At 56.8% G+C, this 12441-nt stretch carries 13 protein-coding genes; all 13 read right to left on the bottom strand.

The genetic code is table 11. The annotated features are described in order from the left end of the window. Positions 1-59 precede the first annotated feature (59 nt). The 13 genes from AC3ITY_RS09695 to gmd all read right to left on the bottom strand — a co-directional run bounded on the left by AC3ITY_RS09695 (position 60) and on the right by gmd (position 12317). On the bottom strand, positions 60-449 hold the full coding sequence (locus AC3ITY_RS09695; RefSeq protein ID WP_489308669.1) for a VanZ family protein: 390 nt from the start codon (positions 447-449) through the stop codon (positions 60-62). Next, the gene (locus AC3ITY_RS09700) at positions 446-2524 is read right to left on the bottom strand and encodes a YjbH domain-containing protein (RefSeq protein ID WP_489308671.1); all 2079 of its coding nucleotides are present in this window, start codon (positions 2522-2524) and stop codon (positions 446-448) included. Before AC3ITY_RS09700 ends, AC3ITY_RS09695 begins: the two co-directional genes overlap by 4 nt. Beyond that, positions 2521-3288, bottom strand: a complete 768-nt coding sequence (locus tag AC3ITY_RS09705) for a capsule biosynthesis GfcC family protein (protein ID WP_489308673.1) — start codon at positions 3286-3288, stop codon at positions 2521-2523. Before AC3ITY_RS09705 ends, AC3ITY_RS09700 begins: the two co-directional genes overlap by 4 nt. Beyond that, positions 3285-3944 (bottom strand): YjbF family lipoprotein, encoded by a 660-nt coding sequence (locus AC3ITY_RS09710; RefSeq protein ID WP_489308675.1) that lies wholly within the window; start codon positions 3942-3944, stop codon positions 3285-3287. Before AC3ITY_RS09710 ends, AC3ITY_RS09705 begins: the two co-directional genes overlap by 4 nt. Before the next feature lie 13 nt (positions 3945-3957). Beyond that, positions 3958-5052: a polysaccharide export protein gene (locus AC3ITY_RS09715; protein ID WP_489308677.1), complete on the bottom strand. Its 1095-nt coding sequence runs from the start codon at positions 5050-5052 to the stop codon at positions 3958-3960. Between the two features lie 87 nt (positions 5053-5139). Further along, positions 5140-5433, bottom strand: coding sequence for a hypothetical protein (locus AC3ITY_RS09720; protein ID WP_489308679.1), 294 nt, complete (start codon positions 5431-5433; stop codon positions 5140-5142). A 318-nt stretch (positions 5434-5751) separates the two neighbouring features. Beyond that, positions 5752-6774 carry a UDP-glucose 4-epimerase GalE gene (galE, locus tag AC3ITY_RS09725; protein ID WP_489308681.1) on the bottom strand — a complete coding sequence of 341 codons (1023 nt, stop codon included), beginning with the start codon at positions 6772-6774 and terminating at the stop codon, positions 5752-5754. A gap of 14 nt (positions 6775-6788) precedes the next feature. Next, a complete protein-coding gene (locus AC3ITY_RS09730; protein WP_489308683.1) occupies positions 6789-6959 on the bottom strand; it encodes a hypothetical protein in 171 nt (56 codons plus the stop codon). Positions 6960-7094: 135 nt separating this feature from the next. Further along, positions 7095-8504 carry a mannose-1-phosphate guanylyltransferase/mannose-6-phosphate isomerase gene (locus AC3ITY_RS09735; protein WP_489308685.1) on the bottom strand — a complete coding sequence of 470 codons (1410 nt, stop codon included), beginning with the start codon at positions 8502-8504 and terminating at the stop codon, positions 7095-7097. Between the two features lie 29 nt (positions 8505-8533). Continuing rightward, positions 8534-9004: a GDP-mannose mannosyl hydrolase gene (locus tag AC3ITY_RS09740; protein WP_489308687.1), complete on the bottom strand. Its 471-nt coding sequence runs from the start codon at positions 9002-9004 to the stop codon at positions 8534-8536. Positions 9005-9007: 3 nt separating this feature from the next. Then, entirely contained in the window at positions 9008-10216 is a 1209-nt protein-coding gene (locus AC3ITY_RS09745) for a glycosyltransferase WbuB (RefSeq protein WP_489308689.1), read from the bottom strand. Further along, entirely contained in the window at positions 10216-11193 is a 978-nt protein-coding gene (gene fcl / locus AC3ITY_RS09750; protein WP_489308691.1) for a GDP-L-fucose synthase, read from the bottom strand. The genes AC3ITY_RS09745 and fcl overlap by 1 nt, the downstream gene beginning before the upstream one ends. 2 nt (positions 11194-11195) lie before the next feature. Then, entirely contained in the window at positions 11196-12317 is a 1122-nt protein-coding gene (gene gmd / locus AC3ITY_RS09755; RefSeq protein ID WP_489308693.1) for a GDP-mannose 4,6-dehydratase, read from the bottom strand. Positions 12318-12441: the final 124 nt, after the last annotated feature.

The raw sequence follows: 12441 nt of genomic DNA on the forward strand, positions 1-12441 counted from the left end.
CCCCCGCCAATAGACAGAGCCCCCCAACTCTCGCTATGCGCACGGACGAAGCCATGGTCTTAAGTGCCTGGGAACCCGGCGAACTGTTTGACGGGCTGCACCCAACGCCACGCAATCAAGCCGATCAACACCCCGACAGCATTGGCCAAGGCGTCGTAAGGTGATGCCGTGCGCAGCGGCATCAGTCCTTGTGCATATTCGATGAGGATCCCCGTCAGCAGACAACCCAAGGCGATCCAGTGCACCTTGACCCGCAGGAAGGCCAGCCGGCAACTAAAAGACAAAGCGAAAAAACCAACCAGATGATGCAGCTTGTCTTCCTGGGCAAAGGCCTCGGGAACCGGCTGCGCACGCAACCCGGCAGTCAGCAGGATCCCGCTGATGCCGACGAAAAACAGCACACGTAACCAGAAGGGCAGCTTTATGACGCGCTGAAAAAACAGGTTCATTCGGTGATTTTCTCAAAGTTCTTATAGAACGCATCTTTGTCGCGGCCATTGGTCATTGTGTACAGCGAATATTGGCGGTTAAGACGCGCGCCACCATCGCGGGTCAAAGGAGCCCAGACCAGATTGGCGCGACGCATCGTGGAAACGCTCATCAACTCGTCGAAGGGGACCGAGATATAGATACCTTTGTCGAAGCTACCCTCGCCGAACTCTTCTGTGGAGGCCGTGGTGCGGGTGACCCAGCCACCGAACTTCACGCCGTTACTGAACTCATGCGACAGATCGAACGTGGCACCCCAATCGCGCGCCAGGTAACGTCCGACACTGACCGCCGCCTGCAAATCGAACGGCAGTTCGGTATAGGTGGTGATGTGACCGGTCGTGGTCTTGTAATCGCGCAGACCAAAACCCTGGTCGAAGTCACGCTGGCGCACATAGTTCAAATCAGCACCCAAGGCCCAGCGCTCGCCCATGGGGCGGTACAGCAATTCACCGCCGACCCCGGCGAACATTGACTCCAGATAACCGCCATACACCATGCCAAACAAATCTTGATCCAGTTGCTTGGCATGGTTGAGCTGAAAGGTCGGCATCGTTACATCAGAGGTGATGACGTACTTGCGCAAATCGGTCCGCACTCGGGGCAGATTGCTCGGCGCGTCGTACGTGAACTTGTCAAAGTTGTTCACGAGATTGGTGCTTATGACCCCGCTCGTCCACGTACTTCGGGTAAAGCGGTATTCTGCGTCCACATCAGCGCTCAGCTGGTACAGCAAGCCGTCGGGACCGCCAATGTTTTGCTTGTAACCCAAGCCGATACCATAGGTAAAACGCTCGAGGGCCTGGGAGTACAGCGTGTTTTCAATGTGCGGCGTGGCCCGGTTCAATTCGGTGGTGCGGTGCAGGTCTGTAAGGTCTTGTTGGTTGTTCACCACGGCCCGGAAGGTGTCGCGCGGCACACTGACTTCGTCCACAGGCATGTCGTAACGCTTGTTCACCATTGTGAACCAGTCGATGTCGTCATTCGCGCTGTTGTCCAGAATCCGGCTGGCCCGGCCCACGCCTTTGGCGGAGTAGAAATAGCGCGACTGCTCGCCATACACAATCAGCTCGGAATCGCGCTGAGCAATACGCTCGACCTTATAACCTGCGTTGTTTTCCAGTCGTTTGGAAACCCCTGCCCAGTCGACCTGATCGAGCGGCGTGGTTGGCTCGTGTGCCGGCAGCGCTTCGACAGCGGGGTCGTAGCGCTTGGCCGGCGCCTTGCGGCTGGCGAAATTGGTATGAAAGGTGATGCCGAACAACGCGGTGTTGCCGCGCTCCCAACCGGCGGTCAAATCGACAGCGTCACTGAGCTTGTAGACCGCCCCGATGTTAATGGGCGAGTCCTGCTCCTGGTTATTGTTTTGCGGCTCGTGCTTGTAGTCGTTACCGTCGAACTCGAGTTTCAAGCTCAAGGGCGCCCAGGGCGTCTGATAGGCCACGCCGCCAAACAACGCGGGCGAGCCGCGAAAATACGAGCCGGTATTGACGTCGCCCGCGGTCGTGTTTGCCGGGCGTGTATCAAAGCGCTCATCGAGGTACCCCAGCGGGTTCTCGAAATCCCCGCGGTTACCGATGTAGCCCCAGGCAACGCCCAGGCTGAAATCCAGATCGTAGTAACGTTTGTTCGCCACAAAGTATTCGCTGGAAAACAGGCCGGTGCCCCCGACATCCCGAAAGCCGAGCGCGACCTCGGGCAACCAGTGGCTTTCTTGCCAGAGGCGGGCTTTGACATCGACCGCCTTGTCTTTATAGCTCTGGTCGCCACTGAGTGATTCGGGCCCGTATTTACGGTTGCTGATAGCGGTATAACGAAAACTGCCTTCCAGCCAATCAAGGGGCTGTAGTGAAATGCTATAGCGAGAATAAGGGTCTGTGCGGTTGGCGTTCAGGCTGAATTCGCCGGCCGGGGCCATCCGTGCGGTGGGGGTTTGCAACAAACCCACGCCACCGAAATCATTCTGGGTAAAACGCGGCTCAGCATGAGCCAAGCTGTAGGGCAACAACACTACGGCGGCGAAACGTAACTTCAAGGGGCCACCTCGGGCAGCGGTTGGGTGGCGAGAAACTGGGCAAGCTGCTCGTTCAAGTCGGGTGTGGGCAGGTCCGGATCATCGTTGCGCACGGGCACCAGAATTGTGCTGCCTGCGGCGGCAAACACCCCGTCTTCGCGGTTCCAGGCGGCGTTGCCGACTCGCCTGACTTGGCCATCGGGCTGAATCAACCACAGGTAATCGGCATCTGCGTCGGTCACCGGCAGACAGCTGTTGAGGTATTCCTGGACTGGCTGCAGGGCGCGATAAGGCAGCGTGCAGGGCTGTTCAACTGCGCCCAGGACAGTGACCGTAGTCGGGCGTAGAGGGTAAATCAGCCGGTCGCCGTCACTGAGCGAGTAATTGCGGGCGAACGCAACCTCCAGCGCCACGGGGTCGAGCACCGCGACTCTGCGGCCGGTAACGGGTAGTCGGCTGACCTCTTCAAACAGGCGCGCAGCCAGGGCCGCAAGGCTGCTTTTTTCTTCAAGCAAGGCCCCACGTTGCAGCAATTTCAGATCGAACAGCACACCGGCTTTAAGGCGAGTTTGCTGCTCCAACAGTGGCTGGTGCAGCCAGGCGGCGGCCAGCCAGTAACTTTCGGCGTTCGGGCGTCCCTGGCTGACGGCATCAAGCAAGCGTGCACCTGGCACGAACGCGAAGGATCCGGCGTTTTTTACATCACCCGTGACCGTGACAGCGGCCTGAGTCATCGCAGAACTTGCCAGCAACAGGCAAGCCGACAGCGTTTTCGAATATCTCACCGAGCCGTCTCCCGGTCAGGGCGCAATTGCACAATCTTCAAGAAAAGTTCCGGCGTAAGATGTTGTTCGCTCTGCAGGATCAAGCCATCGTCAGGCCTGACCCAAAAATGGTTGGTGGCCTTGAATCCCAGTTCGGGTATGTCGATGCGTTCGTCTATGCGCTGCAGCGCATAGTCCTTGTCCAGGATGGTGACGGTTTCGATGGCCTCTCGACTGAAACGACTGTTGACCGCCAGTCCGACCCGCGGACCCTGATAGAGATCTATCCAGCGGGTGCTGGTGTAACCGTCGGGCAATCGCTGCAAGCCAAGCTTGAACGGCGACTCACCGTCGAAGCGCGTGCCATCGAGATTGATGCCCAGGCCGACGCTGCGCACGACGAGGCCATCGCGCATCAACAACACCTGTTTGCCGGAGGCGACCCAGAACTCCAGGTCGCCCTGCTGGCGAAGCTTCGCCAATACACCTTCGCTGGCGTCCGTGGTGACCTTTATCTGCGCATAGGGCACGGCGTCCACTTGTGCCGCAGTCACTGCCAGCGGCTGGACGCCCAGTGTGGAGGCTTTAAAGGTATCCAGGGACGCCTGCATCAAGGGATTGCAGCCACACAGCAGTAAACCCACCGCCAGGCATGAGCTGTTACGCAAAGTGTTCAAAACGGCTCAAACCTTAATTTCTGTTACTGATAGTGTTTCCGGTACCCAGAACGCTCGCCGAGGGGAGCAACTGGCTGATCACGCGGTTCCAGCGAGTCACCCCGGCAGGGCCGACGTAGACAATATCCTGAGGCTGCAGATCGAAGCGGCTGGCGAGGGCAAACGCGGTGGGCGATTTGGCATCCAGCTGAAAGACTTTGGCCGGCTCGGTTTCAAGGTTATCGGCGCCGCGAATGACATACAGCGCGTTGCCGTTGGACGTGGTCTGGTTCAGTCCACCGACCGTTCCGATCGCATCCGCCAGATTCATCCGATTGATTTTGAACGTGAGCGCCCGAGGCTGGTTGACCTCACCCATGAGGTAGATCTTTTTCCGGTCGTTGTAGGGAAGGTACAACTGATCGCCGTCTTTCAAATAGACGTTGCGCAACTGCGAGCCATTGCTGTTTAGCGCATCCAGGTCCAGCGGATATTCACGCCCGTCCCGGGTCAGCGTCAAACCGGCAAGGTCGGCATTCAATGGGTCGACAGTGGCAGCACCGATGGCTTCGAGGACACTCAGCGGTGAAGTGGTTATGGGCTGTTGACCGGCTTTCACGACAGCACCTGAAAGGATGACCTTTTGGCTGGCGAAACGTAAAACACTCAAGTCGACTTGAGGGCTGTCGAGGTATTGCGCAAGACGCTCGGCGATGAACGAGCGCAGCTCCTCGATGGTTTTACCTGCCACTTCGATATTGCCGACATAGGGGTAAAACATGGTGCCGTCCGGGCGTACCATACGGCCGTTGGCACCAGTGTCCTGCTGGGAACCCGACGGCGTAGTCAACTCCGGATGGTCCCACACGGTGATGTACAGCACATCATTGGCACCAATCCGGTAAGCCCCCGGCTTGAACGCCAACAACTCGGCCGGCACCGAGGCTTGCACTTTTGTCGCCGCGTTCTGGGCAATCAGTTTGGGCGTTATCGGAATCAATTCGACCCGACTGCTTTCCGGTGAGCCATCACGGCCGATCTCACTGGTATCCAGGTACTGACCGGGTGCGAACATACAACCTTGCAGGGCAACGCCTGCAAGCACAGCGAGCGATAAACTACGAATCATGATGGGGGACACTTGTGGAGGGAACACATCAAAACCAACCCCCTGGATTACTCCGGGGGGGTGAGGGCGATCGATCTGGCAGTGGGCTTAGCGGGTGGTGCCGGTGGTCCCGGTAGTGCCGGTAGTGCCAGTAGTGCCGCCGTCATTGTTGTTTCCGCCACCACTGGATGACAGCGCAGCGGCTCCGGCTATAACCGCAGCGCCGATGCCGAGAGCAGTCCCTGTGGTCAGGCTGCCCACGAGAGGGGTGTTCAGATTCAAAGGAGCGTTTTCTGCGGGTTTTGCAGGTTTGCCTGGAGCAGAAGACGCTGCGGGAGGCTCAGCGGCCAAAACGGAGGCACTTAAAGAAAGCATTAGCGCGGAAACAAATAATTTGCTCATGGGAAATTCCTTTTGATAGATCGTCTGTATCGGCGGTAAAACTCGAGCGCGTAAGTGCGAGGTTACGAACGCTGAGCATTCGGCATGAAGCACCGTGATGAAGCAGGGCGCTACGAGCGTGACACTCCAGTGATCTCTTTACCGGCATTCATCTTTGCAATATCACCTTTAGAATACCTGCGCAGGGCACCTGAAGTTTCCGACGTTTTCTAACACTTCCCGTTTTCTAACATTCCCGCTGACCTGCTGTGGTTATTGGGGATGTAGTGCAGATCTCATGATTCGCCTGATCTTTCACCTTGGGAGAAATCAATAGAGTTATCGGCCATAACCTTGCGGATTACTTGTCTGCCAGCGCCAGGTATCGGCCATCATTTCCGGCAAGCCACGCTTGGCCTTCCAGTCCAATTCATGGGCGGCTTTTGTCGGGTCGGCCCAACACTTGGCAATATCCCCGGGGCGACGCTCAACCACTTGATAAGGCACTGCTCGGCCGCTGGCCTGCTCAAACGCCCGAATCATTTCCAGCACGCTGTAACCGATACCGGTGCCCAGGTTCCAGATGTTCACCCCCGTTGTCTGGAGGACTGCCTGTAGTGCACTCAAATGCCCGTCGGCCAGATCCTGCACGTGGATGTAGTCGCGCACCCCGGTACCATCCTGCGTCGGGTAATCAGCGCCGAACACCGATAGCTGCTGGAGCTTGCCAATGGCCACCTGGCTGACATAGGGCAGGAGATTGTTCGGCAAGCCATTGGGGTCTTCGCCAATCATCCCGCTTTGGTGTGCGCCCACCGGGTTAAAGTAGCGGAGCAGGGCAATGCTCCACTGCGGCTCCGACTTCGCCAGATCCTGCAACAGTTCCTCGACCATCAGCTTGGAACGACCATAGGGATTGGTCGGCACGCCCGTGGGGAAGTCCTCCCTGATTGGCATCTGCGTCGGCTCGCCATACACCGTGGCGGAAGAGCTGAACACCAAATTGAAAACTCCGGCGTGGGCCATCGCCTGGCACAGGGTGACACTGCCTGCGACATTGTTCTCATAGTAGTCGAGCGGCTCGCGCACACTTTCCCCCACAGATTTCAAACCAGCGAAATGTAATACCGCGCTGATCTGCTGCGAAGCGAACAGCTCATCCAGCAACGCACGGTCGCGAATATCCCCCTGAATAAATTCGGGCAACTTGTCACAAATAACCCCCACTCGATGAAGCGACTCCACCGAACTATTACAGAGGTTATCCAACACTATTACATCGTATCCCGCTTCGAGCAAAGCGAGTGTGGTGTGCGAGCCGATGTAACCGGCACCGCCCGTCACTAGAATTTTTCTGGTCAAAGGAATGAGTCCTTTCAAATGAGGAATAAGAGGGTGATCACTGGATCTGAATTTACGAGCGCCACGAGCACTAAGAGGATAACTAGAATCGCTTGAATTTCTCTTTGATGAGTAACCAGGCGAACTTGCTGTTCGTGGTCAAGTAACGCTTCCACATCCGGCACCTTACTGGCGGCGCTGGACACGACTTCGTCCTTGGCGCCAAACAAAAAATACCGAAGAGTGGTTAGCTGCGTTCATCTGTAGCTAAAAGCAGGCGTGTGAAGACATGCTCGTGCGGTACACCGAGGCCGGCTTAGTTCACCCATGCAGCAATGGCTTCACGCCCTGCCATATTTGTCTTCAAAGCGCACGATATCGTCTTCACCCAGGTAAGAGCCGGATTGCACCTCAATCAGTTCCAGGGGGATGACGCCCGGATTTTCCAACGCGTGGACCTGGCCAATGGGGATGTAGGTGGACTGGTTTTCCGAGACCAGATAGGTCTTGTCGCCATTGGTCACTTTGGCAGTACCGCTGACAACGATCCAGTGCTCGGCACGATGATGATGCATCTGCACCGACAACTTGGCGCCCGGCTTTACGGTGATGCGTTTTACCTGGTATCGGTGACCATTGTCGATGGAGTCATATACCCCCCATGGGCGATACACCTCGCGATGGTTGAAGTGCTCGTTGCGAGAGTCATTCTTCAATTGCTCGACGATCTTCTTCACGTCCTGCACATGGTTCTTATGGGCGACCAGTATGGCATCCTTGGTTTCCACTATTACCAGGTCTTCCACGCCGACAGTCGCTACCAGGCGGCTATCGGCATGCACATAAGTGTTGCGCGAATGCTGATCGAGCACATCGCCCTTGAAGACATTGCCCTGTTCGTCCTTCTCACTGACCTCCCAGAGTGCCGACCAGGAGCCGATATCGCTCCAGCCTGCATCCAGCGGCACCATGACTGCATCGGCGGTCTTTTCCATCACCGCATAGTCGACGGAGTCCTCTGGACAGGCAGCAAAGGCCGCCTGGTCGACTCGGGTGAAGTGCATATCCTGCGAACCACCGGCCAAAGCCTCGCGACAAGCTGCCAGAATGTCCGGTCGGTAACGCTGCAGCTCTTCCAGATAGCGGCGGGCGCGGAACATGAACATCCCGCTGTTCCAGAAATAGCTGCCACTGGCCAGATACTCCTGTGCGGTAAGCAGGTCAGGTTTTTCGACAAAACGGCTCACCGCGAAACCACCGGCGCCAACGCTGTCGCCTTTCTCGATATAGCCGTAGCCAGTTTCCGGTTGTGTGGGGACAATCCCGAAAGTCACCAGCTTGCCCGCCTCCGCCAGCGGCAAGGCTGTCTGGATACTGGCTTGAAACGCCTGAACATCCTGTATCAGGTGATCGGCTGCCAGCACTAACAGTACCGCGTCTTCACTTTCGCTGCAGACCTGCAATGCTGCCAAGGCAATGGCCGGCGCGGTATTACGGCCGACTGGCTCGAGCAGGATATTAGCGTGTTCGATACCCAGCAGGCGCAGTTGTTCGGCGGCGAGGAAACGGTGCTGCTCGTTGCAAATCAGCCGTGGTAACGCGGCATCGAGTCCCTCAAGGCGTCTTATGGTGGCCTGCAGCATGGAAAAATCGGCATCGGCCAGCGGCAAAAACTGCTTAGGATTGAGTTGCCGCGAAAGCGGCCACAAACGGGAGCCGGAACCGCCCGCCATGATTATTGGGAAGATCATTTTATGCGTCCTTTGCATTCTTCGAAGAGTTAAAGCAGATCATCGAGATAGGCCTGTGTATTGTCGTGTACTTCTTCGCTTACCTGCGCTTCAGCCAGGGGCCACCAGCGATAGGAATCATGCTGGGTGTGCGGTGGTTGCAGTCCTTCGCCTTCGGCTAGAACGAGCTGGTATGCGAGTACTACGTAATGGGTGTCCGGACCTTCGCCCGATTCGCCAAATACGCTGTTGGCGTAAAAGTGTTCATAGATCCCCAGCATACGAGCGTCGCTACGCTGAAAGGCTTTACCCAACTCCTCCCTGGTCAATCGACTAAACGCTGCATCCATCGTCTCGTTCTTCAAGATGCGCCCACCCGGAACGAACCAAACGCCTTTCGCTGGTCGATTGAGTCGCTGGCCTAACAGGATTTCGCCGTGGGAGTTTTGTACAGCCAGGTCTATCGATATCAATGGCGTTGAGGCGACAACGCTGCGAAACAGATCTTTACTGAGCCACATAATTTAAATCTCAGCCAGGAAGCGTGTCAGGATGCGGTCTTTATCAAGAAACTCGCAGGCATAGCCGATGGCAATCACATTGGGCGCGGGCATGGCTAAAACGGTTTCGATGCCGTTGATCAAGGCGTCAACGGACTCTGGTTCAACCAAGGTGGCGATGCCCGGGTGCTCCGAACAGAGCAACCCCAGACTGGTTTCAGGATCGGCGGTTATCAACGCATTCCCACCCACCGCCAGGATATTGGTGAGTTTTGATGGCAAAACAGCATCTGCTGCCCCACGCTTTTGGATAACCAGATGGCAATCCGCCGATGCCAGGAGGGCCGGTAGATCGTCATAGGGTTGAAGCGGCGCGAAAACCACATTGCTCAGGTTGCGCTGCTGACTCAGCTCCAGCAAACGGGCCTTGCCTGCACCTTCACCAACCACCAGGAAGACCAACTCCGTTCGTTCTGCTAACCGTTGCGCGGCGTCAATGACACATTCAAGCCCTTGCTTCTCTCCAATGTTTCCAGAGTAAAGCAGTACTCGCTTGCCGGGATCCACGCCGAGTCGGCTCAACAGCTCTGCATTACGCGGCACATTCTGGAAGCGGGCGGTTTCCGACCAGTTGGGAAAGAAGCGCAGCTTTTCTTTAGGCACACCCTTTTCAGCCGCCCGTTGCAGCATGCCACTGGAGATCGTGGATACTCTGTCGAACGCGCGTAACAGAGCTCGTTCAGCGGCAAAAGCGAAACGTTTGAGTCGGTCGCCCTTGGCGATAGAAAGTCCAAACAAGGCATCCACTTCATAGTCCTGAATATGCAGCACAGACGTTGCGCCAGTCAGCTTTGCCAAGGCCACAGCCTGAGGCGCGCAAAACAGGGTCGGCACCACAAGAATGACCAGATCGGGCTTCCATCGCAGCTGTGCAAAAACCGCAAAGGCTGAAGACAGGGAAAAACTGGCCAGATGCAACAAGCGCTTGATTGCAGTCGGCCGGGACGGAACATAAAGCGGGCAACGAATGACCGTGACACCGGCTTCCTGACGTTTGCTAAAACGCCAGGAGCTGAAGCCTTGCCATACCTTCCAGTCCGGGTAATAAGGCGGCGCCGTCACGACTCGGACTTCATGCCCCTGAGTCGCCATCCAGCGTGCCATCTCACCGCTGTATTTGCCGATGCCAGTCAGCTCGGGGCTGTAGTTGATGCCGTAGAGCAGGACTTTCATCAGTGTGTCCGCGCTTGTTCCACGTTGCTGACATACCAGTCGTAGGCATCACTCAGCCCGTCTTCCAGGCTGATACTGGCCTGCCAGCCCAGCTCCTTGAGCCTCGACACATCCATCAGCTTGCGCGGGGTTCCGTCCGGTTTGCTTGCATCGAAGCTCAACCGCCCAGAGAAACCGGTAACGCTGGCAATGGTTTTCGCCAGCTCGCCAATAGTGCAGTCCACCCCGGTGCCGACGTTGATATGGGAAAGCATCGGCTGGGTATTAACCTGGTAGGTCGCATTGTCCAGTTCCATCACATGCACGCTGGCCGCAGCCATGTCGTCCACATGCAGGAACTCGCGCATCGGCGTGCCGGTGCCCCAGATCACGATTTCCTCGTCACCGCGCTGCACCGCCTCATGGAAGCGGCGCAGTAGGGCAGGGATCACATGACTGTTTTCCGGATGGTAGTTGTCGTGCGGACCGTACAAGTTGGTCGGCATCACGCTGCGGTAATCGCGGCCATGCTGGCGGTTGTAGCTTTCGCACAGCTTGATCCCCGCAATCTTGGCAATGGCATAGGGCTCATTGGTCGCCTCAAGGTTACCTGTGAGCAGTGCCTCCTCACGCATCGGTTGTTCGGCATGCTTCGGGTAAATGCAGGAGGAGCCCAGGAACAACAGTTTATGTACACCGTACTGATGCGCTGCCTGGATGATGTTGGCCTGAATAATCAGGTTTTCGTAGATGAAGTCCGCCGGGTAGGTGTTGTTGGCATGAATACCCCCTACCTTTGCTGCCGCCAAATAGACCTGATCGACCTTTTGCTCTTTGAAGAAGGCCTGTACCGCCTGTTGGTCGAGCAAGTTCAGCTCGTCGCGACTGGCCGTGAGGATGCGGGTATAACCCAAGGCCCGAAGACGGCGGACGATGGCGGAACCGACCATGCCACGATGGCCGGCAACAAAGACATTTTGCTTCAGATCACGCGTCATGCTCAGTTCTCCATCGCAACCGGCAAATCATGGCCGTGCTGCTTGAGCAGCGCATGACGTTGCGCGACCTTGAGGTCTTCACGGACCATTTCGGCGCACATTTCCTGCACGCTGATCTCCGGCACCCAGCCCAGTTTTTCCTTGGCTTTGGTTGGGTCGCCGAGCAGGGTTTCCACTTCGGCCGGGCGGAAGTAGCGCGGATCAACACGGACGATCACATCGCCGACCTTGAGCGCCGGCGCCTTGTCGCCGTCGATGCGCTCGACAATGGCCAGCTCATCCACGCCCTGGCCCTCGAAGTGCAGGCTGATACCCAGTTCGGCCGCCGACCAGCGAATGAACTCGCGCACCGAATACTGCACACCGGTAGCAATCACGAAGTCTTCCGGTTGTTCCTGTTGCAGCATCATCCACTGCATGCGCACGTAATCCTTGGCATGGCCCCAGTCGCGCAGCGCGTCCATGTTGCCGAGGAACAGGCATTGCTCCAGCCCTTGGCTGATATTGGCAAGTGCGCGGGTGATCTTGCGGGTCACAAAGGTTTCACCACGGCGCGGCGACTCGTGGTTGAACAGAATGCCGTTGCAGGCATACATCCCATAGGCTTCGCGGTAGTTGACCGTGATCCAGTAGGCGTACATCTTGGCCACTGCATAAGGCGAGCGCGGGTAGAAGGGCGTGGTTTCCTTCTGTGGGGTTTCTTGCACCAGACCGTACAGCTCAGAGGTTGATGCCTGATAGAAACGAGTCTTTTTCTCCAGCCCCAGCAGGCGGATGGCCTCGAGAATACGCAGCGTACCCATGGCGTCCACATCGGCGGTGTATTCCGGCGACTCGAAGCTCACCGCTACATGGGATTGCGCGCCAAGGTTATAGACCTCGTCCGGTTGCACTTCCTGGATAATGCGGGTGAGGTTGGAAGAGTCGGTCAGGTCGCCGTAATGCAGGACTAAGTTGCGTTTATCGACATGCGGATCCTGATAGATATGATCCACGCGTTGGGTATTGAAAGAGGAAGCGCGGCGTTTGATGCCATGTACTTCATAGCCCTTTTCCAGCAAGAGTTCTGCGAGGTAAGAGCCGTCTTGGCCGGTGATGCCTGTTATAAGCGCGCGTTTGGTCATGGTTACTTTCCTTGTGTTTTCAGCGTTTGAATAGGTTAGGGCTACTGATGACAATTTAAGCCAGCAGTAGGAATTCAAGCTTAATTAACTCTGTTTTCAGCGTTTGAATAGGTTAGGGCTACTG

This window comes from Pseudomonas sp. GL_091 (assembly GCF_057837725.1).